Source organism: Rheinheimera oceanensis (genome assembly GCF_018831085.1).
Lineage (GTDB): Bacteria > Pseudomonadota > Gammaproteobacteria > Enterobacterales > Alteromonadaceae > Alishewanella > Alishewanella oceanensis.
Map to the genome: position 1 here is coordinate 363,965 of NZ_JAGPNM010000003.1, position 25,946 is coordinate 389,910.

Below are 25,946 nucleotides of genomic sequence, written 5' to 3' on the forward strand. Positions count from 1 at the left end.
AAATCATCGGCATAAGTAAAGCAACAAGCGCTTTTTTAGCCAAATGAATGCCATTGCCCCTGAATAAAGCGTTGTTGCGGCAAAAAAGCGTCCTTATAGGCCATTTTCTGGCAGGCATTAATCTGATAACCCAGATACAACCAGTTTTTCTGCTCACGCCCGGCACATTGCAATAAATACAATATGGCTAAAATACCGGGAGAGAGCGCACTGACATCGGGATGAAAAAAAGTGTACACCGCCGAATAAGCCTCTGTTGTTTCATCAACAATAGTTACTGCCACTAATTGCTGCTGATAATATTGTTCCAGATAACGTACTTTTAACCATGAGCAATTTAACATGGCATCCAGCTGAGCCTGCTCGGGTGGGTACATACTGCCATCAGCATGTTTATGACAGATGTAAGCAGCAAATAGCGGAAAATAATCTGTGCTGGCACCGGCACTCAGTTTGTACTGCCAACCGATACGTTGTGCTTTATTAAGTAAACGGCGCTGGCTGCGGCTGGCATTAAAAGCCGCAGGGTTAATACGTACTGACTCACAGGCGCGGCAGGCCGGGCAGTGTGGCGTGTAAACCTGCTCACCGCTGCGGCGAAAGTTAAGCTCAAGCAATTGCTGGTACAGCGCTGCGCTAACAGGCTGTTCTGGCAGCAAGAATACCAGTTGTTCCTGCTGTGCGCCCAGATAATTGCAGGGCGCTGGTGCTGTCAGGCCAAAACGCAGCTCATGCATTGGTATTGTCCAATGTGATCATGCGGGCTTGCCAGTGGGATGGCGGTGTTATTTGCTGGCGGTATTGCTGCAACAGTTGTACATAGTTATTACGTGACATCTCTTTTGCCCCCAGTTGCATAAGAAACGGATTAGGTAACTGGCAATCAATCCAACCGGGTGCAACCTGCTGTAAATGTTGTTGCAAGGCAACTAATGCCAGTTTGGCGGTATCCGGCAAGCGGTTAAACATCGACTCACCACAAAACAGGCTGCCTACCAGCACGCCATATAATCCGCCAACTAAGCGCTCTTGTTGCCACACTTCAATACTGTGAGCGTGCCCCTGTAAGTGTAATTGCAGATAAGCCTGCTGCATTTCTGGCAGGATCCAGGTCGCGGGTTGGCGTGCTCTGGGGGCTGCGCATTGGGCTATAACCTGTGTAAATGCAGTATTGATACTAAAGCGTAGCTGATGGCGGTTAATCTGTTTTCTTAGTGTGCGGTTTAGTTTAAGACTATCAGGGGCAAAAGCGGCGCGCACAGACGGGCTCCACCATAACAGTGGATCGCCTTCACTAAACCAGGGAAAAATACCCTGTGAATAAGCATTGATAAGGCGGGGCGCAGATAAATCTCCGCCCATTGCCAATAAACCATCGGGCTCGGCCAACGCACGATGCAGCGCAGGAAAGCTGATATCGTCTGCCGATAGCTGCGGCAAATAAATGGTCACGGAGTAACCTGTTTACTTGTTCAGCGCATCCAGATAACGCTCGGCATCCAGCGCGGCCATACAACCGGTACCGGCAGATGTAATAGCCTGACGGTAAATATGGTCTGACACATCACCGGCAGCAAACACACCGGCAATACTGGTTTGCGTAGCATTACCCTCAGTGCCGCTTTGTACTTTCAGGTAGCCGCCATTCATCTCCAGTTGTCCGGCAAAAATGTCGGTGTTGGGTTTATGGCCAATGGCAATAAACACGCCCTGTAATGCTAAGTCTTTATCTGCTTCGCCTTTGGTTGAGGTTAACCGTACGCCGGTTACCCCCATATCGTCGCCCAACACTTCGCCAAGTTCACAGTGGGTGTGCAAGACAATATTGCCGCTGTTTACTTTGGCCATTAAACGGTCGACCAGAATTTTCTCAGCTTTAAAGCTGTCACGCCGGTGCACTAAATGTACTTCTGCAGCAATATTAGACAGGTACAATGCTTCTTCTACGGCGGTATTACCGCCACCTATTACCGCGACTTTCTGGTTACGGTAGAAAAAGCCATCGCAGGTTGCACAGGCCGATACACCCCGGCCACTGAAAGCCTGCTCTGACGGCAAGCCAAGGTATTTAGCTGAGGCACCGGTACAAATAATCAGTGCATCGCAGCTGTAAACGGCGTTATCCCCGGTAAGCATGAAAGGCCGTTGCTGCAGATTTACTGTGTGAATATGATCAAATACAATTTCAGTATTAAAGGTTTCAGCGTGTTCACGCATACGGTCCATTAAGGCAGGGCCGGTTAAACCATGCGCATCGCCCGGCCAGTTTTCTACTTCAGTAGTAGTGGTCAGCTGGCCGCCTTGTTGCATACCGGTAATTAAAACCGGCCTCAGGTTAGCGCGGGCAGCATAAACCGCAGCAGTATAGCCAGCAGGGCCTGAACCTAAAATAAGCAGGCGGCTGTGTTTAACATCTGACATGAATTTCTCCGAAAACAACATAATTAACAGCGGTAATGGCGACGATTTTAAAAGAATGCAACCCCAAGCGAAAGTAGCACCTGACATTTAATCTGTGTCGCCCTGTAAAGCCTGGCTTGCTATGCTATGGTTAGTTTGTACCGCATACTTTAACTGCTTTAATATTAACTGCTTGGATTGCCAGAAATTATCGGGGGCATTTTGCACTGTCAGAAAATAGGGATAGTTTTCATTGTGCGTTGTTTGTTGGTGTTGCTGGCTTATTGCACCGGCGCATCGGCTGAACAGCATTACGTGCGGATTGGCGTTGACGACGGCCTGCCGAATGCCACTATTTACAGCATTAAACAAGATAGCACCGGTTTTTTATGGCTTGGCTCTACTAATTCGGGTTTATTACGCTACGACGGCTACCGCTTTGTTGAATTTGCAGTGCTCACCACTGCTGAGCTGCGGCACCACCAGACACCTGATGTAGGAGTGGTACTAATTGATAATGCGGATAATATCTGGGCCGGTACCTGGGGCCTTGGGTTATCAAGACTGGATGCCCAAACCGGAGAATTAACACGTTATACCCGTGAAAACGGGCTGGCCGGAAACCAGATCCAGAGCTTGTTGCAAGACGCAAACGGTAATATCTGGGTGGGCACGACATCGGGGTTAAGCCGGGTAGATACTCAGTTTCAGATCACGAATATTGGCCAGGTGGGGTCTGAACAGGCATTGGCAGATCAGCGGATCTGGAGTTTAAGCCAAACACATGACGGGGCGGTCTGGGTTGGTACTTCTGCCGGTTTACATAGCTGGCAGCCAGATAAAGGTTTAAGCCAGGTATATCAATTAGTTAACCATAAAGACGACTCAGTATCCGGTAATTTTAGCCGGGATAACGAAATCCGTGCAGTTTATGCCCTAGGGCAACAGCTCTGGGTTGGCAGCCGGCAAGGACTGTTTTTGTTTAACCGGCAACGGCTTCAGTTTGAGCGGGTGCCTTTGGCTCTGTACGGTGAGCCAGAGCCGTTAATTAATATACTGTCATTTGACTACAGTACTGCCGAGTTATTGGCAGGTAGTTATAGCGGCTTGTATCGCGTGTCGCCAGATCATCAGGCCGGGCATGGCGTAAAAAAAGCTGAACTAGGTAATGTTAACGTACGCAGTATTTTGCAGGATAACTCTGGCGTGCTGTGGGTGGGTTCGCGGGAAAGTGGTTTGTTTCGCAGTATCTTATCCAGTAAAGCATTTGATAATATCAGTGCTTTTTCCACCGCACTTGGTGCACAAAAAACATTTTCTGTTACCGCTATTTTTAAACAACCTGATGCGCTTTGGCTTGGCAGCTCAAATGGTATATATCGCATTACATTGCCTACCGGAGATTTTCAGTTCTTCAGCACAGGCAGCAGAGTTAACGCCATAGCCGCAACACCACAGAACGAGCTTTATATTGCCTCTGATACCGGGTTGTTAAAATATAACGGCACGGCAAAGCTGATAAAAACCGATGAGCCATTTGAGCTGGCTAACGTTGTCAACCGTAATGTAAGAGACTTACATATTGATGCAGCCGGCAGGTTTTATCTGGGCATGTGGGGAGAAGGCGTTATAGCCTGGCAACCTGAACGTCAGCATACAAAGCGTTGGTTAATGCAGTTGTCAGACAATATGGTGGGCAATGCGGTTCAGCAATTGCTTGTTGGCTCTTCGCAGCAGCTTTGGGTGGCAACACGTTATAGCGGCTTGTTTCAGATCGATTTAGCTACAGATCACATCACACAGCATACTGCCGGTGCTACTTCAGGCATAAAATTACCCCACAATGATATTCACTGTGTAAGTGAACATGCAGCTGTATTGGCTGTTTGCACCCGCGAGGGGTTATTACTGGTAAACCTGACAACAGCGGAGCAGCAGTTGCTGACAACACAAGACAGCTTACCGGATAACGATATCTTGGGGGTGTTGCAACAAGATCAGCAATTATGGGTTATGACCCCGAAGGGGCTGGCGCTCAGGCTGGCCGGCCAGCAGCATTTTATTCACTATAACCGTAATGACGGTATGGTAAGTTCTGAGTTAAATACCAATGCGGTATTTGCCGACGACAGCGGTATTTTATTTGGTGCTATTGCCGGGCTGATAGTGGTAAAGCCTGACCAACTGCAAAGTAACCAGAAAGTGCCTGAACCGGTGTTATCCGCCTTGGTGATTGACTACCAGCAATTGCAAATTAAACCGCATAAGCAGCCCTGGGAGATAATTAATTTATCGGCGGATCAGCATACGATGAATTTTGAATTCAGCGCTTTGGATTATCAGGACCCACAGCGTAACCAGTTTCAATATCAGCTTGAAGGTATTGATAAAAGCTGGGTTATTGCGAATGAACGCAACAGTGCCTTTTACGCAAACCTGCCGGTTGGCACCTATCCGTTGTGGCTGAAAGCCTCTAATAATCATGGCGTTTTCAGTGAGCCGGTCAAGGTAGCTACCTTAAATGTTATGCCGCATTGGTGGCAGCAAAGCTGGGTAATGTATTCGCTTATTGCACTTGTAAGCCTGTTGCTGTGGCTGATGCATCAGTATCGCTTACGCCATGTCAGGCAAATAAACCGTTTGCTGCAGGCAGCGGTAGAAAATAAAGTGAAGGCACAAACCGTGCTGGAAACCCGGGTGGCCGAACGAACAAGGGCACTGGAGGAGAGTTCTGTTACATTGTCACTACGCACCCGGCAATTGGAACGCAGTCTGGATGAGTTGGCTAAAACCAACCAGGACCTGAAACTGCTGGATAAACTAAAGGATGAGTTTATTGCTACGGTAAGCCATGAATTGCGTACACCGCTTACTGCGATAAGAGGCGCCATAGGGCTGATTACGCAAAAGGTAGTTACAGCTGATTCTGCATTGTATCAGGATATGCTGCAAACGGCCCAGGCTAACAGTGAACGGCTGGCGCATTTGATTAACGATCTGCTGGATTTACAAAAATTTGCCGCTGGCACTTTCACGCTGAATATCACCCGGTTGGATATTACCGCACTGACCCGGCATGCAGTTAATGCCATGCAGCCTTATGCCAGCCGTTATCAGGTTGAACTGCAACTGGCATCAGAGCCGGAACAACCCTTGTGGGTAGAAGCAGATGCCCTGCGGTTAAGGCAGGTTATTGACAACCTTATTTCCAATGCGGTGAAGTTTTCGGCGGCACAAGGGGTGGTAATAGTGCGTCTGGTTGAGTTGCAGCAAAGTATAAGGTTTGAAGTTGAAGATTTTGGCAGCGGTATTCCGGCCGAATTTCAAAAGCATATCTTTGGTAAGTTTTCTCAGGCCGACGCTTCTGACAGCCGGGCAAAAGAAGGCACCGGGCTTGGCCTGGCGATATGTAAAAAGATTATCGAAAATCATCATGGCCAGATTGGTTTTACCTCTTCAGCGGGGCAAGGCACAGTCTTTTGGTTTAAATTAGCCCGGCAGCATGAGCCTGTTTTAACAGGTTAATTTTTAACAAACGTATTTATCATCATTGTTAAGCTCAATGTTGTACCTCAAAAAACTATTTTGTTTCTGATAGTTGTCTATTTTTTCTGGAATGGGTTTATCTCATACATTTGTAAATTATTTATAAGACCTTTGTAATGGTGGCAATTGCGGTTATCTGGTTAATTGCTAAGCAGCAGGATGCGGAACGTACAACAGGGACCTTAACTTATAATCCAAGGGTACTGTAATGAAAAACATGATGAAAAAAATGACAACTATACTGGCAGTTACATCTGCTGGTTGTTTTGCACTCAGCCTGACGTCGGTAGCGGTAGCAGAAGGTATAAAAAAAGCAGAGCCGGCAGCAGAGCGTGAATTTAGCCTGGCTGAACTGGCAGAAGATAAAACCAACCGTTACATTATTAAATTTAAAGAGCCGGTAGCACAGATGAGTGCTACCGGCACAGAGCAGCGTGCTGAGTTCTCGGTACAACGTGCACAGCAAGTGCTGCAAAAAGCCAACGTTAATGCACTGTCACATTTAAAATCGGTGCATGCCAGTGTCGCCGAGCTGACACCTAAACAACTAAAGTTACTGCAGGCTAATCCTGAGGTTGAATACATTGAAGAAGATCATAAACGTTACCTGATGGATGTGATCACACCTATGGCACAAACCACACCTTATGGTATTACCATGGTGCAGGCTAATCAGGTAAGTGATGGCAGCGCTGGCAATACAAAAGTGTGTGTTATTGATACCGGTTGGACGTCAGGCCATGAAGATTTACAGAACTCGGGTGTGACGGGCTATTCTTTTTCCGGCCATGGTAACTGGTATCAGGACGGTAACGGCCACGGTACTCATGTTGCCGGTACTATGGTGGCGTTAAACAATAACAGCGGTGTAGTGGGTGTTATTGGTTCCGGCCAGGCAGGGGTGCACATTGTTAAAATTTTCAATAATTCCGGCAACTGGACCACAGCTTCAAATCTGATCACGGCTATTCAGTCTTGTAAAGATGCCGGCGCTAAAGTGGTCAACATGAGTCTGGGTGGCAGCTCGTCTAACCAGACTGAAAATACGGCTATGACCAATTTCTACAATGGTGGCATGTTGCTGGTGGCTGCAGCCGGTAATGCTGGCAATACCAGTTTCTCCTACCCGGCGTCATACAACGCCGTGGTGTCGGTTGCTGCGGTAAACTCCAGTGGTGCCTTAGCCAGTTTTTCACAGCGTAACTCTCAGGTAGAAATTTCCGGTCCGGGTGTTAGCGTTAACTCCACCTGGAACAATGGTGGCTATAACAGTATTAGCGGCACGTCTATGGCTTCGCCTCATGTAGCAGGTGTTGCTGCTCTGGTGTGGAGTAATCACCCGCAATGTACTGCAGCACAAATTCGTAATGCGCTTAATGCTACGGCAGAGGATCGCGGTGCCGCCGGGCGTGATACGTCTTACGGTTGGGGTATTGTAAAAGCCAAAGCAGCACATGATTACTTAACCAACAATGGCTGCGGCGGTGGTGGTACTAACCCACCACCAACCGGCGGTGCAACATTCCCTAACCTGTCGGCAAGCAGTGGCCAGTGGTTAAGAGGCAGTTATCAGATCCCGTCAGGTGTATCAACGGTAACTTTCCAGATATCCGGCGGTACCGGTGATGCAGATTTATATGTTAACTATGGTACTGAACCGAGCACAACAACCTATACCTGCCGGCCTTACCTTAATGGTAACAATGAAGTTTGTACCATTAATAATCCGCAAGCCGGTACCTGGCATGTGGGGATCCGTGCCTACACGGCCTTTAGTGGTGTAACCTTCAGTTATCAGTACTGATAACGTCAAACAGGCCGGAAGATTCCGGCCTGTTTTTTTCTATAGAGGCAGTACGTAGTAATACACCGCGAAAAAATGCAACACACTGCCACCAAGCACAAATAAGTGCCAGATAGCATGGTGCATAAAAAGCCGCTTCCAGGCATAGAATATCACGCCAAAGGAGTAACTTAAGCCACCTGCCAGCAATAACAGCATGCCTCCGGTGTCGACATTATTCAGCATCGGCTGTATGGCAATAACTACCAGCCAGCCCATCCCCAGATACAACCCCAATGACAACTTTTTGTATTTCAGTGCTGTAGCCAGCTCTATTATTACGCCCGTTATTGCCACCAGCCAGATCAGGCCAAACAGCGGCAGGCCCCAGCTGTCGCGTAAATTTACTAACGTAAATGGGGTATAGGTACCGGCAATAAGAATAAAAATTGCCGCATGGTCAAGCTGCCGTAGCCGGTGTTTAATCTCAATATGGTGAATTGAGTGATACAGCGTAGAGCTGCTGTATAACAAGATCAGGCTGCTGCCATAAATAATACTGCTAAACAGACGCCAGTTGTCGTTTGCCTGTACAGACAGCTGTAGCATTAATATCAGTGCTACAACACTGAGTATTGCGCCAATACCGTGGCTTATTGCATGTAACTGTTCTTCGATAGGGGAGTAATGTGTGGTTGTCATATCAGGTTACCGGCGAGAGTATGCAGCATCTTAGCATGACATTGCCCGCTGCCAAGCTGTTACCGCGTAACAATTACCGTTAGAATGCCAGTTTTTTCCGGAGGTGCTATGCCCCTTAGCAAGGTGCCATTGTTAATTATAATTGGTTATGTCTGGCCAGAGCCAAACTCATCAGCTGCCGGTTACCGCATGCTGAGTTTAATTAAGCTGTTTCTGGCGCGTGGCTGGCAAGTTCAGTTTGCCAGTGCAGCTGAGCCGGGGCAGCATCGTTATCCGCTGGCAGAGCTGGGTGTAACTGAGCACAGTATCAGTTTAAATGACAGCAGCTTTGAGCACTGGATAAGCCAGCAGGCACCGCAGGCGGTAATGTTTGATCGCTTTATGCTGGAGGAGCAATTTGGCTGGCGCGTCGAACAGGCCTGCCCGCAGGCGCTGCGTATCCTGGATATGGAAGATTGCCATGCGCTGCGTGATGCCCGTCAGCACAGTTTTAATGCCGGTAAGCAAGTGGCCGCTGAGGACTTAAACTCAGAGTTAGCACTGCGTGAAATAGCCGCCATTTACCGCTGTGATATCACGCTGGTCATTTCAGAGTTTGAACTGCAGTTATTGCAGCAGCACTATAAAGTGCCGCCAGCATTATTGTGTTACTGCCCGTTTTTGCTTGATGAATCACCGTTACAGCCGCTGCCTGATTTTGATATGCGGCAACACTTTATCGCCATTGGTAACTTCCGTCATGCTCCTAACTGGCACTCAGTATTGTGGCTAAAGCAGGAAATCTGGCCGTTAATCCGCCAACAGCTGCCGCAGGTAGAGCTGCATATTTATGGCGCTTATCCGCCGCCCAAAGCCACAGCCTTACATAACCCCAGGCAGGGTTTTTTAATTAAGGGCTGGGCGGCTGATGCCGCGGCAGTTATGCAACAGGCCAGGCTGTGTTTAGCCCCACTGGCTTTTGGTGCCGGCTTAAAAGGTAAACTGCTGGACGCTATGCGCTGCGGTACACCCAGTGTGACCACGCCGGTGGGAGCCGAAGGGATGACATTACAGGGTGATTGGGGCGGTGTTATAGCACACGACAGCAGCAGCATTGCCGGGGCTGCGGTAAGTTTGTATCAGCAGCAGGAGCTTTGGCAACGGGCGCAAGGTAGTGGTTTTGCCATAGTGCAGGAAAAATTTAGCCTGACTCAGCATGAAACACGTATCTGGCAACAGCTTAACGACGTAATGCAGCAGTTAAAACATCACCGCCAGGCAAATTTTACCGGGCTGATGCTCAGGCATCATAATTATCGCAGTACCAAATTTATGGGGCAGTGGATTGAAGCAAAAACGCGTCTGGCTGCATTAACACAGCCAGACTGACGCTGGTTAACGATAGCCGCGGGGCTGGCGTTGTTTGGTGTCCAACCGTGCTGCCCAGATATCAGCTGCAGACTGGCCATCGCCACCTTTAGCCTTGCTGGTTTTCGCTGGCTTGGCAGCAGTTTTTGGGGCCGGAGCAGCTTTCTTTTCTGCTGCAGGTTTTGCTTTGGTTGTGCTGGCGGTGGTAGCTTTTTCTGCACTGTAGCTGGCACCTAATTCAGCCAGCTCTGCCAGACGGATATTCTTACCACCGTCTACGCTGAACCAACCGGGCTTTTGTTCCAGTTGCGGTGCTTTACCAAACGCGGCTTTATAGGCTGCGGTAAATTCAGCAACAACCTGATCTTTGTCCAATTTACTCATACGGATCCTTAACAGACATTATTTAAGCAACTAGCTCGCTATTTATACAACATTTTGCCACTGTTAGACAAATGTGCCTGATTTTTTTAGCTGTTGCAGTACAATGCGGCTATTAACCGCAGCGGAAAACCAGCCGATGATAGAACGCGACCAGTTAGTCAGATTTCTGAACAACGAATTACAAAGTGAAAAAATCCGGGATTATTGCCCCAATGGTTTACAGGTAGAGGGTAAAGCCCGGATCAGCCGTGTGGTAACCGGAGTTACCGCCAGCCAGGCGTTACTTGATGCAGCAGTTGCCGCCAATGCCGATGCAATATTGGTACACCATGGTTATTTCTGGAAAAACGAAACCGCCCAGGTTACCGGTATCAAAAAGAAACGCCTGCAAACGCTTTTACGCCATGATATTAACTTACTGGCGTATCATTTACCGCTGGATGTTCACCCAGAGCTTGGCAATAACGCGCAATTAGGCCTGTTACTTAATGCGCAAAATATTAATGCTGTTGCTGCCGCTGAACCAACCGGTGTACTAATGCAGGGCGAGTTGGCAAAGGCACTGGATGTTCCCCAAATTGCACAGCAACTGGAAAAAACCTTACAGCGCCAGGTATTGCTGCATGCTGTTGATAATAGTATTGCCAGCCATACAGTCAGCAAACTGGCCTGGTGTACCGGTGGGGGCCAGGGCTATATTGAGCAGGCGGCAGCGGCCGGCGCCCAGCTGTTTATCAGCGGCGAAGTGTCAGAACAAACTATTCATTTGTCACGTGAGCTGGGCATCCATTTTATTGCCGCCGGTCATCATGCAACAGAGCGTTATGGCATGAAAGCACTGGGCGAATTTATTGCCCGCCAATTGGGGCTTGAAGTGCAATTTATTGATATTGATAACCCGGCATGAAACAAAAAACCGATCGTAGCTTTGATGGCATTGCCGCCAAGTTTAGCCGTAATATCTATAACAGTACCAAGGGCAAATTGCGTCAGTTGGTGCTGTTGCGTGATTTAGCCGAACTTGAAGTATTGCAACAGCCTTGTCAAATTCTCGATGTTGGCGCAGGCCAGGGCCAGTTAGCTCTGGCACTGGCAGCACAGGGCCATAGCGTGCATCTGACCGATATTTCTGCCGAGATGTTGCAGCTGGCGCAGCAGCAAGCCACAGAGCAGGGGCTGACGCAGTTAACCTTCAGCCAGATCGGGCTGGCAGAGCTGGCGGCAACGCATCAACAGCAATACAAGCTGGTATTGTGTCATGCCATGCTGGAATGGCTGGCCCAGCCAGAGCTGGCTATTGCCCAGCTGCGCAAACTGGTGGCACCTGGCGGGGTGTTGTCTTTAATGTTTTATAACAAAGATGCCAAACGCTTCGGCAATATTTTGTTTGGTAATTTTGATTATGTTGCGGCAGATTTTCAGGTGAAGAAAAAAGTGAGTTTAAACCCGCAGCACCCGTTACCACCGCAGGATGTGCTGCGCTGGTGTGAACAGGCCGGTTTTAGCTTACTGGCAAAAACCGGGGTACGCTGTTTTCATGACTACCTGCAAGACCGCAGCCAGCAGCAAAGCCATTTTGAACAGCTGCTGGCGTTGGAGTTGCAGTACAACCGCATTGAGCCTTATGCTTCATTGGGCCGTTATCAGCATGTGTTGCTCAGGGCAGTTTAGGGCGTGTTGACGTTTGTTGGTTGTTTTTGCAGCTGGGTGGCTGGCCTTTATACAAGGCAGAGCTTGTGATGTGTAGTTATTCTACATGAACAAGCGATAACGCAGTAGAAATGCCAGCCACACGCTGCCCGAAGGGTTCCTCTGGCGGCGCTTTGTTCTTTGTCACTCGTCGTTTATTTAGAATAACTAAACCGCACTCCTCGTTTCGCGAGCAAAACACCGCCAGAAGAACAAAATCTAACCAGCAAACGTCAACACGCCCTAATCGAATTCGAATTTGTACAATAAATCCACGGCATTATTCAGGCTGGTTACGGCTTCGAGATAAAGGCTGCGCATTAAGCGGTAACGCAGAGTAAACTCGCCGATGGCGTTAAAAATGCCGTAACCGTATTTTATCTGCAGATCGCGTGATAAATAACCGCTCACGGTTACCTGAGAGTCATCTCCGGCGCCGGCGGTATCCAGTGTCAGGTCGCGCACACCGAACACCTCGCCCAGTTCGCCCACTAAAGCGCCGGTAGACGAAATAGACATGCCGATCAGGCTGGTGGTAAGTGCGGCACCGGTACTGCCGGAATCACTGCCGATATCTCGGCCCATAAGCAAATATGCCAGCGCATTAGCCTGCGGTTTGGCCGGTTCAGAGAAAATGGTAATGGTAGGTTCATCGGCCGGGCCGGTAACCCGGATGCCGGCGATAACGTCGTCTTCTATGTTGTCAGGGTTTCGGATCGCTTCAACATTTAAAAACGGTTGGTCAGATGGGCCGTTAAAGCTCATTTTGCCCTGCCGGATCAGTAAATCCTGGCCATAGGCACGGAAAGTACCGTTTTGCAGGTTTACATCGCCGTTTACTGTAGGCTGCTGGTTAGGCTGCTGGCGCACCCTTAAGTTGCCGCTGAGGCGGGTTTGCAGGCCAAAAGCCGATAATTGCACTCTTCTGCCAAGCACAACATTAATATCAGTTTGCAGGGCAAAAGCGGTTTTTTCTTCTGCCGGTATTGGTTGCAAATGTTCATCCAGCAACACCAGATCATTTGATAAGCCAACAGCAGTTTGTGGCAGGCTGTCGATACTGATCCGGGCGGCAGGAATTTGCACTGTACCTTTAAGTGATGTCAGGCCTGGCCTGGCGGTCAGGGTTAAATCCGGTGCTACTTGCAGCCGCGCCTGAGGAACTTGCAAACTCAGCTCATCACCTTTCACTTTAAGTGCGGCCTGCCAGTTATCCAGTTGCGGCCACTGCGCATCGCCATTCAGGTTAATTTCGCCTTTGCTGGTGGTCACCAGGCCTTGCAGTGTGGCTTGTTGCCCGGCAAATTGCAGTTCTATATTGGCATCTGTAACGTCCAGTGGGGCCTGTTTGCCTGCCAGTTTAAACCCACTTAACGCCAGGTTGCCGTTAATAGCGGGGTTGGTTAAATCGCCATTAAAGCGTAACTCGCTGTTAAGTATGCCGGCAAGCTCACTGCTTTGTTCCAGCAGTGGTTGTAAAAAGGCCAGACTGAATTGTTGTAACAGCAGTTTTCCCTCAATGTTGCGCGAGGAAGATTGTACGTCGGTGATGGTGGCTTCAGTTTTTAAACCGGCGCTGTTGTCCAGTTGCAATTGCACAGCACTGGTTAAAGTATCTTTGGCCAGGCTAGCCTCCAGTTGCCAGCTTTGCCAGCCCAGTGTCAGCGGTTGTTCAATCTGATACTGCCAGCTGCCGCTGCTGCCATTAAGTTTAACCTGTGCCTGTGGTTGTTTGCCCTGTTGCCAGTTGGCGCTGACTTGCGCATCAGCGCTGCCTTGCAAAGCCATCAACTGTGGCAAAAAGCCATCCAGCGCCGACAACGTAAATTGCTGCAGGGCAAGGTCCAGCTCTATATGTTCTGCGCTGAGTTTTAGTGGCTTAATGGCACACAGGTTAGCCGGTTCCTGCTGCCAGCAGTGTGGCTGTACGGTTAGGCGTGCGTTGGCAAAGCGGTAATCCAGAGCTGCGCTGTCAACCAGTTGCCATGGCCCCAGCAGGCTGTCTAACTGTGCTGACACCAGCCTGCCTTGCCAGTATTCGCCCGTTTTTAAGCTACCGGTTAAGGCTATGCTGGCATTGTGCTCGGGGCTGGCCAGCTCCAGTGTCAGTTGGTGGCGCAGCTCTGTGCCGTTAAGGCTCAGGTTTAGCTGGCTGACACTTTGCTGCTGATATTTGCCGTTAGTAGCTTGTAACGTCAGGGCTGTCGTCAGGTTTTGCTCGCTGCTTAAGCTCAGATCGGTATCCAGCGTTAGCTGCTGCAGGCTGGCGTCCTGCCACTGCAGATTGCTGGCATTAAGTGTACCGTTAAGCTGCGGTGTGTCGCGCTTGCCACTAAGCCTGAAGTCTGCACTGATTTCCCCGCCGGCGCCGCTTATTGTTTGCTCCAGTTCAGGTATGGCAACCTTCATCGCCAGTTGCCATTCTTTATCCAGCGAGCCACTCAGTTGGATCTGGTTTTTGGCATGGCGCAGTGTCAGGCCGGGGGTGTTTATCTGGTAGTCAGCCTGGCCTGTCAGGTCTGCTGCGCTGAGGCTGCCTTCAAGCAACAGTTTATAGTTGCGCAGTGTGCCGTTAAGTTCCAACTGCGGTAGCGCCAGTTGCCAGCCGCCTTGTGGTGTCAGGTTGCCGTTTAACTGCATATTGCCATTTAGCTCGCCGCTGTAATCCGGCCAGAACCGGCCTGGCTGAACTTTTGTTAACTGCAGCTTACCCAGCCAACTTAGTTGCTGTTGCCAGCTCAGTTCTGCCTCGCCACGAAGCTCACCGCCAAGGGTATTAACAATTAAGCTGTCGAGTGTGACATCAGTTAAGCTGCTGTGGCCGCTCAGCTGTATATCGGCAGCCGGTATTTGCTTACCGCTTAGTGCAACCTGGCTGGAGAAAAGCAACTGCTCCAGATTGCCGTTTGCTGTCAGGTTCAACTGGCTCAGTTCAATGTCGGCCTGGCCGGAAAGCGGCCATTGCAGCTGAGCAGCATTTAAGCTGGCCCGCAGCGGCAGGGTGCTGTCCAACAGGTTAAGCCACAATGATGATTCAGCCACAAGCAATTCACTGGCATAGGCTTGCAGCTGTAAATCGGCCAGCGAGCCATCCAGTGTAACGCGCAACCGTTGGCCTGCCAGTTCGGTGTCCAGTAGCCGTAGCCGCAGATCGGCTTTGAGCGGATAATTGCCGCTTGGCTCTAATCTGGCTGATGCATTTAGCGTGGCCATGGGGTGGCTGATATCCAGCTGGGTCAGGTTTATTTGCTCTGGCGACATTTGCAGGCTGAATGTCAGTTCATTAATAGTCTGCGGCTCTGGCTGCTGCAGTGTGAAATCTGTCAGACGGAAACGATCCACAAATAAACTCAGCGGCAGCCTGATATCAGTCAGTACCGGTGCCTGGTAGGCAAAGGGGGCACTGGCTGGTGTATCGCTGCCTGGCGTATTACTGCTTTCTGGCAGGGCCAGCGTTACTTTATGCCAGTGCGGCTGGTTAAGTTGTACTTTATTGCCCCACAACTGTGCGCCGGTGCTAAATTGTTGCCAGCTTAATGTCGTACCACTTACGGCCACACTGGCGTTATTCAGTTGTAATTGCGTAATATTAATGGCAAACGGCAGCCATAAACCACTTGTTGGCTCAGGTTCATCCGCCGGGGCTGACGTGTCGGTAGCAGCTATCTCTAGTTGCATGCCTTGTAACGTTAGTTGCTCAACACAAAGTGTTAAGCGCAAAAAGCAGCCGTTATCAATTTGCAGTGTGCTTTGTTCCAGCGTCAGGCTGGTGCTGGCATCCTGCCAGCGCAGATCATATAGAGTATTACCGCCCAGTACACTGCCTTCGCTGTGCTCTACACTAAAACCACTAACAAAATGCTGCGCCAGCCACAGGTTAAAACGTAAACCGGCAGAGGTGTAAAGCAAAGTGAAAAGTAACAGGGTTAATACGGCACACGGGATTAGCAATGTCCAGTTCAGCCATTTTAAGCTGCGTTTTAACCAACGCCTGGTAGTATGCCAACTCATAATTCAGGCCCTAATGCAAAATGCAGTTGGAAGCCTCTGCCCGGGTCGTCCAGGCCCCAGGCAAAATCAATGCGGATAGGGCCCACCGGCGAAGCCCAACGCACGCCCATACCCACGCCTTGCACCCAATCAGGGGTATCGTCCCAGGCGCTGCCATAATCACTGAATGCAGCCAGCCACCAGTTGCCTTTTACCCGGTACTGGTATTCTAAAGTGCTGGTTACCATATAGCGGCCACCGGTCAGCTCATTGTCACTGTTGCGTGGCGATACAGTTTCATAGCCATAACCGCGGATGCTGTTATCACCACCAGCAAAAAAACGCAGTGATGGTGGCAGTTGTGACAAGCTTTCCATCAAGATAGCGCCGGCATCAACGCGGGTTACAAAACGGTGGTTATTACCGGCGCTGCCTATCCAGCCGGCACGGCCGCGCAAGCGGAAAAAACTGGCATCAGAGCCCCAGCTTTCATCTGACACTTCAACACCAAACAATAAGCGGTTAGCGGAAGAGGGCATTGAACCTGCCGACTGCTTAGTACGGCTGTAGCTTAAACCCGGCATAATCAGGCTGATGGTATCGTTTTGGTCGGCCTGCACGAAGTCTTCATATAACCAACGCACTGAGGCGATACGATACCAATCGCTGCTCAGCAACCAGTGGCGTTCCAGCACCAGGTTTGACTCACGGCTTTTAGTGTCCTGATTATCACGATTACGAAAACCAAGCTGCACCTGATAAAAATCAGTAGCGACATTGGCCAGTGGCAATTTGTACGCTGCTTCTACGCTTTGTTCTATTTCAGACAATGCCAGCTTACTGCTCAGGCTATGGCCGGCAGCGTTTAACCAGGGTTTGTTCCAGTTTAGTTTCAGCCGGGTTTTCACATCCGTGGAATAACCAATACCGGTTTCGATAATATTGCGCCGCTCCGGTTCCAGTGCCACATTAATCGGCAGGGTAAAATCCTGCATATCTGAGGTATCGGCTTCTACCAATATTGAAGAAAACCAACCGGTAGCCGCCAGTGCCTGATTAAATTCCCCCAACTCACTGGCCAGATAATAATCATTTTCGGCAAACGGCACTAAAGAGTGCAATCTGGGCTCTGCTATCTGATTACCGCTAAAACTTACCGCGCCAAATTTGTAGCGTTTACCGGCATTAAAATGCAAATGTACAAAGGCTTGTTTTAACTCTGGTGCAACTTCAAGCCGTGCCAGTTCAAAATCAGCGTCAAAATAGCCTTTACGCATCGCAAGGCTTTTTAATGCACTTTTAAAACCATCATAAGCACCATGGTGCAGGATCTGGCCCTGTTTAGGCGCCTGGGCAGCTAGCAGGGCTTTAAAATCGGCGTCTGTGGAAGCTTCGCCAGACAGTTGAACATCGCTTTTGCTAATGCGCACCGGCTCACCGGTTTTCACATTAACCTGTATTAGCCTGGGTTGGTTAGCATTGTGGATAACAGTAACCTGGTTGTCGTAATAGCCCAGGGCTTGCAGGGCGGTATGCACTTCCTGCTCTAATGTGGCCTGAAAACGCACGCCGGGTATATTATCTGCGTCGCTGTATTTTTGCAGATAAATAGCCACATTGTCGTATAAAGAGCCGCTTAAACCATTAATTTTAAATTGATATGATGACTCCGCGTAAGCGGTCGAATTAATGCCTAGCGTGGCTGCCAGCACTGTAGTGATCAGTAAGCCTGGGTTTTGCATCCGCCTTGAGAAATCCCGTATTAAAATAAGCAAAATAATGAAAGATATGTGAATACTGGCGCTATTATGGCTTACAGTCCTTGCTAATGTACACCGTACAGCATAAATCGTGACTGAATAAGCAGCTGGTAAAACGCCAGGGTACAACTGAGAGTGTAACTTCAGTTATACTGACGTCACTTTTAAAACGGTAGTAAAACCGTTATCAGACAAGGTTAGTACTATGAAAAATGTTGTTATCAGTGGTTCTGGCTTATTTACGCCAGAGCAGGTTATTACTAACGAAGAACTCGTCGCCAGTTATAACCGTTATGTTGACCAATTTAATGCTGAGCAGTCAGTTGCTATTGCCAATGGTGACGTGGCTGCGCTGGAGCATTCCAGTTGCGAGTTTATTGAAAAAGCCTCGGGTATTAAAGCACGCCATGTGCTGTACAAAGAGGGTATTTTAGATCCCGCCATTATGCAGCCTGTGCTGCCCCGGCGTAGCGAAGAACAACCACCGGAAATGGTTGAAATGGCAGTTATTGCAGCCCGGGAAGCCATGGCACAGGCAAATAAAACTGCCGCCGATATTGATCTGATCATTTGCGCTGCCTCGAATATGCAGCGTTCTTATCCGGCATTGTCAATAGAGTTACAACAACTGCTGGGCGCAGCCGGTTATGCTTTTGATATGAATGTGGCATGCTCTTCTGCTACTTTTGCCATCAGCAATGCAGTAAATGCGATACGCGGTGGTACGGCTAAAGTGGTGCTGGTGGTTAACCCGGAATTTGCCTCGCCGCAGGTAAATTATCGCAGCCGTGACAGCCATTTTATTTTTGGTGATGTTTGCACTGCTACCATTATTGAAGCCGAAGACAGCTGCAGCAGTGACAATGCCTGGCGTATCAACGGTATGCGGCTTAAAACGGAGTTTTCTAACAATATCCGTTGTGATATCGGTTATACCGAACACTGTTTGCCGCCGGATCCACTGGCACCATTTTTTAAACAGCAAGGGCGCAAAGTCTTTAAAGAGCTGCTGCCGATAGTTGCTGATGTCATCCTGGCAGAAATGGCGGCACAGCAAGTAACACCGGAGCAGTTAAAGCGTTTATGGCTGCATCAGGCCAATATTAATATGAATATCTTTGCGGCAAAGAAAATTCTTGGCCGTGATCCCCTGCCAGAGGAAGCACCGCTGGTACTCGATACCTATGCCAATACGGCGTCGGCCGGTTCAGTTATTGCGTTTCACAAGAATAAACAAGGTTTGCAAGCGGGCGATCATGCAGTTTTATGTTCGTTTGGTGCAGGGTATTCAGTAGGATGTTTGCTATTACAAAAATGCTGAGCATTAAAAAGTGCTGAGCGCAAAATAACACAGGCCGCTTTACGGCCTGTGATCTGCAAAGCAATAAATTACAGCCTTACCACCGAATTATTGTCGTAAGACACCGGCGAAGGCTGATAACTGTCTGCCGCTTCATCATTTAGCCAGGTACCGCCATTAACCAGATAGCGGAACTGGTATTCTTTATTTTTTTCCAGATTAACGGTTGCAGTAAAGTCACCACTTTTACTTTTTTTCATCGGCAATGCCGCCGGATCCCAGTCATTAAATTCGCCCAGCAGTGCCACTTGCTCAGCCGAAACACCGCGGTGAGCTGGTAACGTAAAAGTAACTTTGCACAGTGGTTTGGTTTTCAGATATTGCTTACTGATACTCATAGTTTGCCCTCAAATTGTGACGGATTATGCTTAACTAAAAATGTTGCAGCCGGCCTGTATTATCTGATTTTGCCAGCATGGTGCTTAATTAATGATCAGAACAGCATAGTGCCAACATAGAAAATTTTTCGCGGTACGGCAAATAACCATTTTGCAGGTTGATATAACTATTTTTTTACTTGTGGCCGCACAACAATAAAGAACTACAGTTGTAACAAGATATTACACTGTGGCCCGTGCTGTTTACGCAAGGTGGCAGCCAGGCTGCGGCTGAAATGGTTGCTATGCCGTAATACATAAGGCTTGGCTGAGCGATACCACTAAGCACAGTGACAGAATAGTATATCTGATGCAGCCCGGCTAAGCCGCTATTGATACAAAGCGTAACATTCGCAGGGTTACTTTATTGTGCTGGCGTTTTAGTATGGCGTCAGTAAAACAGCATCGTGGGAAACAACATGGCAGCAAAAATTATAAAAATCATTGTTCCGGTGGCCGTTATCGTACTGGCGGTCGTTGCGGCAATAGGCCTGGCGGGTATGCGAAAACCACCGGAGAAAAAAGAAGAGCAGCGGACGGGCATACTGGTTAATGCACAGCAAATAGCCTCACAAGACCTGATTTACCGCATTCAGTCGCAAGGTACAGTGCGGCCGAAACTGGAAACTAATTTAAGCTCTGAAGTAAATGGCCGTATTGTTGAAGTAGCGGAACACTTCGTAGAAGGTGGCTTTTTTAACAAAGGCGATTTACTGGTAAGGGTTGAACAAGCAGACTACCTGACTAACGTTAAAGCGGCAGAGGCCAGTTTAGCTAATGCTCAGTCAGCACTTGAAGAAGAAAAAGCCCGCGGCCGTGTTGCTGAAGAAGAGTGGCGCTCTTTTACCGCCGGTAAAGCGCCGGAGCTGGGTTTGCGCCGGCCACAACTGGCCGGAGCGCTGGCGACAGTGCGCTCGGCAGAAGCGGAACTGGAGCGTGCTAACCGCGATCTGGCCCGCACAGAAATCCGTGCGCCGTACTCTGGTATGGTTAAAAGCCGTGATGTCAATCTGGGCCAGTTTATCAGCCGTGGTACCAGTGTTGGTATAATTTACGGCACTGACATCGCAGAAATCAGATTACCACTAACCGATAACGATTTAGCCTTTTTACAGATCCCTGATTTTGCGCAAAACACTAATCAGCCTGAAGTTGTGCTGACAGCAGCAGTGGCTGGCCAGATTATGCAATGGCCGGCCAGGCTGGTGCGTACCGAAGGGGTTTTGGATGAACGCAGCCGGGTAATTTATGCCGTTGCTGAAGTGACTGATCCCTACCAGCGTGTTAGCCGCAAGCAGTCGCCATTGCGTTTTGGCCGTTTTGTGCAGGCACAAATTTTGGGCAATGCCACCGAGCAGGTGGTCGTGATCCCACGGCATTTATTGTTGGCACAACAGCAGGTGCTGGTGGTAGACAAAGAAAACCAACTGCAGTTTCGCCCGGTAATTGTAGAACGCGCTGACGAGCGCTCGGCTTATATCCGTTCTGGTTTTATTGACGGTGACCGGCTGGCAACCTCGGCTATTGCCAATCCGCTGGCGGGTACCGTAGTGCGCGTTGCCTCTGATGTAAATGAGCAGGTAGCAGAAAGCGCTGCCAGGCCAGAGGCTGTAATGGCAGCCAGCCAGGGCAAGGAGTAAGGCATGGATACCAATAAGGGCTTAATATCCTGGTTTGCCCGTAACAGCGTGGCGGCTAATTTACTGATGGCAATTATTCTGGTTGCCGGTATAGCCTCAGTTTTTACCATTAAGAAACAGATGTTTCCTGAAATATTACTCGAGCAGGTTAATATCCGCGTGCCTTATCTGGGTGCGGCACCGCAGGAAGTAGAAAGCGGGGTTATAGATAAAATTGAAGAAAGCCTGCGCGGTGTTAACGGTATTAAGCGCATTCGCTCAACTGCGGTTGAGGGCCTGGCTACAGTGCGCGCTGAAATTGCTAATAACTACAACGTGCAGGAGGTTATGGATGAAATTAAAACCCAGGTGTCGGCCATTTCATCCTTGCCGGAGCAAACCGAAAAGCCGGTAGTGTACCGGGTACGGTTTGAAAGCGATGTAATGTGGCTGTCGTTGTATGGTGATGCCACTGAGCGCACGTTAAAAGAGCTGTCTAAAGATATCCGCGATGAGCTGCGTAAATTGCCGGGTGTCAGTAAAGTGGAAGTGGTTGGCGCCCGTGACTACGAAGTGTCAATTGAACTGTCTGAGTTAAAGTTAAAAGAATACGGCCTGACCTTTGAGCAGGTGGTTAGTGCTATCCGTGGCAGTTCTGTCGACTTGCCCGGTGGTTCTATTAAATCTGACAGCGGCAATATCCTGCTGCGTACTAAAGGCCAGGCTTACTTTTTACAAGATTTTGAAGACATAGTGCTGCTGACTTTTGCCGATGGCACGCGCTTATCGTTAAAAGATATTGCCACTATCAACGATGGCTTTATCGAGCGGGAAGACTTATCAACCTTCGATGGTAAAAACTCGGTGTCTATCCGGGTTGCTGCAGTGGGGGATGACAACACCCTGAAAATTGCCGACCAGGTAAAAGCTTACGTTGAGCGTAAACAAAAACAATTACCGTCGTCTGTTTCTATCGCGCATTGGGGCGATTCCAGTTACTACCTGCAGGGCCGGCTTGATTTAATGAGCAACAACCTGGTAATGGGCGCCTTTCTGGTATTACTGGCACTAACCTTGTTTCTGGAGTTTCGCATTGCGTTCTGGGTAATGGTGGGTATTCCGGTGTGCTTCCTTGGCGCTATGGCAATGTTGCCGCTACCCATGTTTAATGTGTCGATCAATATGATCAGTTTGTTCGGCTTTATTCTGGTATTGGGGATAGTGGTCGATGACGCCATTATTATTGGTGAGAGTGCCTACAGCGAAATTGAAAAGCGCGGTAAATCGGTAGATTCGGTCATTGCCGGGGCGAAAAAAGTGGCCATGCCTGCTACCTTTGGCGTGTTAACCACTATAGCGGCATTTGCTCCTATGTTAATGGTAGGCGGAGCCCAGGCCCCGATTTGGGGCTCTATTGCCTGGGTGGTGGTGCTGTGCCTGATTTTCTCGCTGGTAGAGTCAAAGTTAATTTTACCGTCGCATATTGTCAATATGGATACCAAGCCGTGGGATCCACAGCGCAAAGGCATTTTTTACAGCTGTGGCCGTGCTTGCAGTAATACATTAAAAGCCGTGCGGATGAAGGTGATGTCCGGCCTGAACCACTTTATCCAAAAATGGTATCAGCCATTTGTTGAGCGCTGTATTCATTACCGTTATGTCACTATGGCGGCATTTATGGCGATGTTGATCCTGATGTTTGGTGTGCTCGGTGGGGGCTTTGTGCGCTGGGTGTTTTTCCCTGATATTCCCAGTGACTTTATCAATGCTAATTTAACCATGCAGGAAGGCTCGTCAAACCAGGCTACAGTAAATGCCTTGCGCGAAGCTGAAGCCGCACTGGTGCGGGCCAATGACAAGCTATATGCCGAATACAATGACAGCATTATCAAGCACCGCTTAGTGTTTTTAAACAGTGATACTGCCGGCCAGTTGGTGGTTGAGCTGGAAAAAAGCGAAGGCCGTGAAATTGATGGTTTTGAAATTGCTAACCGCTGGCGCGCCGAAATGCCGGATATTCCCGGTGTCAAAGCTTTTAAGATTAATGCTTCAACTGCCGGTGGCGGTGGTGCCGACATAGCCTTGCAACTTCGTGGCACTAATCTGGACAACCTGAAACTGGCCACCGAAGAATTAAAAAGCCGTTTAGCCGAATATGCCGGTGTTTATGATATTGAAGATAATTTACTCGGCGGCAATGACGAAATTGTGCTGCAGTTAAAACCTGAAGCACATTTACTTGGTTTAACCCTGTCAGATGTAGCCCGCCAGGTACGTTATGGCTTTTACGGTGCAGAAGCGCAGCGGGTACAGCGCGATGGCGAAGAAGTAAAGGTGATGGTGCGCTACCCGCGTACCGAACGCAGCTCTGTCGGCAGCCTGGAAAATATGCGTATCCGCACGGCTGATGGCGGCGAAATTCCGTTTAATCAGGTGGCCAGCTATACCATGCAGCCCAGTTTCAGCGCTATAAATCGGGTAAATGGTGAGCGTGCAGTTACGATTACCGCTGCGGCCGATAAATCGACCATTGAACCTGGCAAAGTTGTAGGTGAAATGCGCCGTACGGTTATCGCAGAAGTAACTGCTAAATACGAAGGTGTAACCGGCGAGCTGGACGGAGCCAGCCAGGATGAAATGGACGCGCAGGTTGACCTGATGAAAGCCGGGGTGTTTGCGCTGTTTTGTATTTATGCCTTAATGGCTATTCCGCTGAAATCGTACAGCCAACCGCTGATTATTATGAGCGTGATCCCGTTTGGTTTGGTCGGTGCCGTAATAGGCCATATGGTGCTTGGCCTGAGCATGAGCATTATGTCGATCTTCGGTTTAGTTGCGCTGGCCGGGGTGGTAGTAAACGACTCTCTGGTGATGGTTGACTTTGTTAACCGCGCGCGTGAAGAAGGCTTATCTATCCGTCAGGCGGTATCGCAGGCCGGTGCACAGCGTTTCCGGGCAATATTGCTCACCTCGCTTACTACCTTTGTTGGCCTGGCACCGATAGTGCTGGAGCGCAGCCTGCAGGCAAAAATTGTCGTGCCGATGGCGGTGTCGCTGGCATTTGGTATCCTGTTCGCCACCGTTATTACTCTGCTGTTAATACCAGCGCTTTATGTAATACTGGAAGATGTGAAAAACCTGTTCCGTAGTAAAGATAATAAAATTGACACCCGTGTCGCGCCACAGACACAACAGGAACAGTTTCAGAAATAGTGTTCTGTACATAACCAGACGCATAAAAAAGGCCACGCAATTGCGTGGCCTTGTTGTTTTAGCTTACAGCTTAATAAGCCTGGGTATGTACATCGCGTACAGCGCGGCCGGACGGGTCGGTCATTTGCGCCATTTTTGCATCCCAGGCCAGCGCCTCCGGCGTTGAACAGGCAACAGATTTACCCCCTGGTACGCAGGCAATAGCTCCGGCGTGTGGGAAGTGCTCTTCAAAGATCACCCGGTAGTAATAGGCTTCTTTGCTGTCTGGTGTGTTCACCGGGAAGCGGAAGCTGGCGGTAGCCATTTGCTGATCAGACACTTCTTTTTCGGCATGAGCTTTTAAGCTGTCAATCCAGCTGTAGCCCACGCCGTCAGAGAACTGCTCTTTCTGGCGCCATAAAATTTCATCCGGCAGCAGGCCATCAAATGCCTGGCGCAGAATGTGTTTTTCCATTTTGCCGCCGCCACACATTTTTTGTTGTGGGTTTAAGCGCATGGCCACATCCATAAAGTCTTTGTCAAGAAACGGCACCCGGGCTTCAATGCCCCAGGCCGACATCGCTTTGTTAGCGCGGTTGCAGTCAAACATATGCAACCGGTCCAGCTTACGTAAGGTTTCTTCATGAAACTCTTTCGCGTTGGGCGCTTTATGGAAATATAAATAGCCGCCAAACAGTTCGTCTGAGCCTTCACCTGACAACACCATTTTAATACCGGTGGCTTTAATTTTACGCGCCATCAAATACATCGGTGTTGAGGCCCGAATGGTGGTTACATCATAGGTTTCCAGGAAATACACCACATCACGCAGCGCATCTAAACCTTCCTGTACGGTAAAATGCACAGTGTGGTGCACGGTACCGATGGCATCGGCCACTTTTTGCGCCGCGGCTAAATCCGGCGAACCGGCCAGGCCGACCGCAAAAGAGTGCAGCCGTGGCCACCAGGCTTCAGACTCGTCGTTATCTTCTACCCGGCGTTTGGCAAATTGCTGGGCAATAGCCGAAATAAGCGACGAATCCAGCCCGCCTGACAGTAATACTCCGTAGGGCACGTCAGACATTAAATGGCTTTTTACGCTGTGCTCCAGCGCAGCTTTTAGCTCAGTTAAACTGGCCGGGTTGTCTTTTACTGCATCATAGCTTTGCCAGTCACGCTGATAGTACTTGCGCAGCTCGCCAATTTTACTGTCAAAGTAATGGCCCGGCGGAAACTCTTTAATTTGCTTACATACCGGTACCAGAGCTTTTAGCTCTGAGGCGACAAACAACTGGCCGTGCTCGTCGTAACCATAGTACAGCGGAATAATACCAATATGGTCACGTGCAATCAGGTAACGGTTTTGCTCAGCATCGTACAAAATAAAGGCAAACATGCCCTGCAGCTGATCAATAAAATCGCTGCCGTGCTCCAGATATAGCGGTAATATCACTTCACAGTCTGACTTGGTTTTGAATGGGTAAGGGCTTGCGAGGCCTTTTTCGAGCTGCTTATGATTGTAGATCTCGCCATTCACTGCCAGAATGTGATTTCGATTATCATTAATCAGGGGCTGGGCGCCATTTTCAGTATCTACAATCGCCAGGCGCTCGTGCACTAAAATGGCATTGTCGTTATTCCACACGCCAGACCAGTCTGGCCCGCGGTGACGTAATAACTTGGATAACTGTAGCGCCTGCTGGCGCAAGGCTTTAACATCAGTTTTGATGTCAAGCACCCCGAATATCGAACACATGATAACCTCTATTAATTAATGTCGTGTAAACACATTTTGTA

Annotated in this window: 17 protein-coding genes; 8 read left to right on the plus strand and 9 right to left on the minus strand. The window is 49.2% G+C overall.

Annotated features, from left to right (window positions below; translation table 11 throughout):
* Positions 1 to 35: 35 nt before the first annotated feature.
* Genes J3B89_RS09815 through trxB form a run of 3 tightly spaced genes read right to left on the minus strand, consistent with a single transcriptional unit; the run spans position 36 to position 2,421 of the window.
* A complete protein-coding gene (locus J3B89_RS09815) occupies positions 36 to 737 on the minus strand; it encodes an arginyltransferase (protein ID WP_215397350.1) in 702 nt (233 codons plus the stop codon).
* Positions 730 to 1,452 carry a leucyl/phenylalanyl-tRNA--protein transferase gene (gene aat, locus J3B89_RS09820; protein ID WP_215397351.1) on the minus strand — a complete coding sequence of 241 codons (723 nt, stop codon included), beginning with the start codon at positions 1,450 to 1,452 and terminating at the stop codon, positions 730 to 732. The genes J3B89_RS09815 and aat overlap by 8 nt, the downstream gene beginning before the upstream one ends.
* Before the next feature lie 12 nt (positions 1,453 to 1,464).
* The gene (gene trxB, locus J3B89_RS09825) at positions 1,465 to 2,421 is read right to left on the minus strand and encodes a thioredoxin-disulfide reductase (RefSeq protein ID WP_215397352.1); all 957 of its coding nucleotides are present in this window, start codon (positions 2,419 to 2,421) and stop codon (positions 1,465 to 1,467) included.
* A 234-nt stretch (positions 2,422 to 2,655) separates the two neighbouring features.
* Between trxB and J3B89_RS09830 the strand changes: the two genes are divergently transcribed.
* Positions 2,656 to 5,925, plus strand: a complete 3,270-nt coding sequence (locus J3B89_RS09830) for an ATP-binding protein (protein WP_215397353.1) — start codon at positions 2,656 to 2,658, stop codon at positions 5,923 to 5,925.
* A gap of 229 nt (positions 5,926 to 6,154) precedes the next feature.
* Positions 6,155 to 7,750 carry a S8 family serine peptidase gene (locus J3B89_RS09835; RefSeq protein ID WP_251372326.1) on the plus strand — a complete coding sequence of 532 codons (1,596 nt, stop codon included), beginning with the start codon at positions 6,155 to 6,157 and terminating at the stop codon, positions 7,748 to 7,750.
* Positions 7,751 to 7,789: 39 nt separating this feature from the next.
* Here J3B89_RS09835 and trhA read toward each other — a convergent pair whose 3' ends face one another.
* The gene (trhA, locus tag J3B89_RS09840) at positions 7,790 to 8,431 is read right to left on the minus strand and encodes a PAQR family membrane homeostasis protein TrhA (RefSeq protein WP_215397354.1); all 642 of its coding nucleotides are present in this window, start codon (positions 8,429 to 8,431) and stop codon (positions 7,790 to 7,792) included.
* Positions 8,432 to 8,539: 108 nt separating this feature from the next.
* Between trhA and J3B89_RS09845 the strand changes: the two genes are divergently transcribed.
* Positions 8,540 to 9,799, plus strand: coding sequence for a glycosyltransferase family 4 protein (locus J3B89_RS09845; RefSeq protein WP_215397355.1), 1,260 nt, complete (start codon positions 8,540 to 8,542; stop codon positions 9,797 to 9,799).
* Between the two features lie 6 nt (positions 9,800 to 9,805).
* Here J3B89_RS09845 and J3B89_RS09850 read toward each other — a convergent pair whose 3' ends face one another.
* Positions 9,806 to 10,162, minus strand: a complete 357-nt coding sequence (locus tag J3B89_RS09850; protein ID WP_215397356.1) for a hypothetical protein — start codon at positions 10,160 to 10,162, stop codon at positions 9,806 to 9,808.
* A 136-nt stretch (positions 10,163 to 10,298) separates the two neighbouring features.
* Between J3B89_RS09850 and J3B89_RS09855 the strand changes: the two genes are divergently transcribed.
* On the plus strand, positions 10,299 to 11,069 hold the full coding sequence (locus J3B89_RS09855) for a Nif3-like dinuclear metal center hexameric protein (RefSeq protein ID WP_215397357.1): 771 nt from the start codon (positions 10,299 to 10,301) through the stop codon (positions 11,067 to 11,069).
* On the plus strand, positions 11,066 to 11,833 hold the full coding sequence (locus tag J3B89_RS09860; protein ID WP_215397358.1) for a methyltransferase domain-containing protein: 768 nt from the start codon (positions 11,066 to 11,068) through the stop codon (positions 11,831 to 11,833). Before J3B89_RS09855 ends, J3B89_RS09860 begins: the two co-directional genes overlap by 4 nt.
* A 261-nt stretch (positions 11,834 to 12,094) precedes the next feature.
* On the opposite strand, the gene tamB is transcribed toward J3B89_RS09860, so the two are convergent.
* Both tamB and tamA read right to left on the minus strand, forming a co-directional pair.
* A complete protein-coding gene (gene tamB, locus J3B89_RS09865) occupies positions 12,095 to 15,862 on the minus strand; it encodes an autotransporter assembly complex protein TamB (RefSeq protein WP_215397359.1) in 3,768 nt (1,255 codons plus the stop codon).
* Positions 15,859 to 17,583 carry an autotransporter assembly complex protein TamA gene (gene tamA / locus J3B89_RS09870; RefSeq protein ID WP_251372327.1) on the minus strand — a complete coding sequence of 575 codons (1,725 nt, stop codon included), beginning with the start codon at positions 17,581 to 17,583 and terminating at the stop codon, positions 15,859 to 15,861. The genes tamB and tamA overlap by 4 nt, the downstream gene beginning before the upstream one ends.
* 223 nt (positions 17,584 to 17,806) lie before the next feature.
* On the opposite strand from tamA, the gene J3B89_RS09875 reads away from it, so the two are divergent.
* A complete protein-coding gene (locus J3B89_RS09875; RefSeq protein WP_215397360.1) occupies positions 17,807 to 18,922 on the plus strand; it encodes a beta-ketoacyl-ACP synthase III in 1,116 nt (371 codons plus the stop codon).
* Between the two features lie 68 nt (positions 18,923 to 18,990).
* Here the strand turns inward: J3B89_RS09875 and J3B89_RS09880 are convergent, their stop codons facing one another.
* Positions 18,991 to 19,299, minus strand: coding sequence for an isoamylase early set domain-containing protein (locus J3B89_RS09880; RefSeq protein ID WP_215397361.1), 309 nt, complete (start codon positions 19,297 to 19,299; stop codon positions 18,991 to 18,993).
* A gap of 458 nt (positions 19,300 to 19,757) precedes the next feature.
* On the opposite strand from J3B89_RS09880, the gene J3B89_RS09885 reads away from it, so the two are divergent.
* Entirely contained in the window at positions 19,758 to 20,978 is a 1,221-nt protein-coding gene (locus J3B89_RS09885) for an efflux RND transporter periplasmic adaptor subunit (RefSeq protein WP_215397362.1), read from the plus strand.
* Positions 20,979 to 20,981: 3 nt separating this feature from the next.
* Entirely contained in the window at positions 20,982 to 24,170 is a 3,189-nt protein-coding gene (locus J3B89_RS09890; RefSeq protein ID WP_215397363.1) for an efflux RND transporter permease subunit, read from the plus strand.
* Positions 24,171 to 24,240: 70 nt separating this feature from the next.
* Here J3B89_RS09890 and asnB read toward each other — a convergent pair whose 3' ends face one another.
* Entirely contained in the window at positions 24,241 to 25,905 is a 1,665-nt protein-coding gene (gene asnB / locus J3B89_RS09895; RefSeq protein ID WP_215397364.1) for an asparagine synthase B, read from the minus strand.
* Positions 25,906 to 25,946: the final 41 nt, after the last annotated feature.

Coding starts and splice junctions, on each gene's coding strand:
- J3B89_RS09815 (WP_215397350.1), bottom strand. CDS start 737: ATGCATGAGCTGCGTTTTGGCCTGACAGCACCAGCGCCCTGCAATTAT.
- trxB (WP_215397352.1), bottom strand. CDS start 2,421: ATGTCAGATGTTAAACACAGCCGCCTGCTTATTTTAGGTTCAGGCCCT.
- J3B89_RS09835 (WP_251372326.1), top strand. CDS start 6,155: ATGAAAAACATGATGAAAAAAATGACAACTATACTGGCAGTTACATCT.
- trhA (WP_215397354.1), bottom strand. CDS start 8,431: ATGACAACCACACATTACTCCCCTATCGAAGAACAGTTACATGCAATA.
- J3B89_RS09845 (WP_215397355.1), top strand. CDS start 8,540: ATGCCCCTTAGCAAGGTGCCATTGTTAATTATAATTGGTTATGTCTGG.
- J3B89_RS09850 (WP_215397356.1), bottom strand. CDS start 10,162: ATGAGTAAATTGGACAAAGATCAGGTTGTTGCTGAATTTACCGCAGCC.
- J3B89_RS09855 (WP_215397357.1), top strand. CDS start 10,299: ATGATAGAACGCGACCAGTTAGTCAGATTTCTGAACAACGAATTACAA.
- J3B89_RS09860 (WP_215397358.1), top strand. CDS start 11,066: ATGAAACAAAAAACCGATCGTAGCTTTGATGGCATTGCCGCCAAGTTT.
- tamB (WP_215397359.1), bottom strand. CDS start 15,862: ATGAGTTGGCATACTACCAGGCGTTGGTTAAAACGCAGCTTAAAATGG.
- tamA (WP_251372327.1), bottom strand. CDS start 17,583: ATGCAAAACCCAGGCTTACTGATCACTACAGTGCTGGCAGCCACGCTA.
- J3B89_RS09875 (WP_215397360.1), top strand. CDS start 17,807: ATGAAAAATGTTGTTATCAGTGGTTCTGGCTTATTTACGCCAGAGCAG.
- J3B89_RS09880 (WP_215397361.1), bottom strand. CDS start 19,299: ATGAGTATCAGTAAGCAATATCTGAAAACCAAACCACTGTGCAAAGTT.
- J3B89_RS09885 (WP_215397362.1), top strand. CDS start 19,758: ATGGCAGCAAAAATTATAAAAATCATTGTTCCGGTGGCCGTTATCGTA.
- J3B89_RS09890 (WP_215397363.1), top strand. CDS start 20,982: ATGGATACCAATAAGGGCTTAATATCCTGGTTTGCCCGTAACAGCGTG.
- asnB (WP_215397364.1), bottom strand. CDS start 25,905: ATGTGTTCGATATTCGGGGTGCTTGACATCAAAACTGATGTTAAAGCC.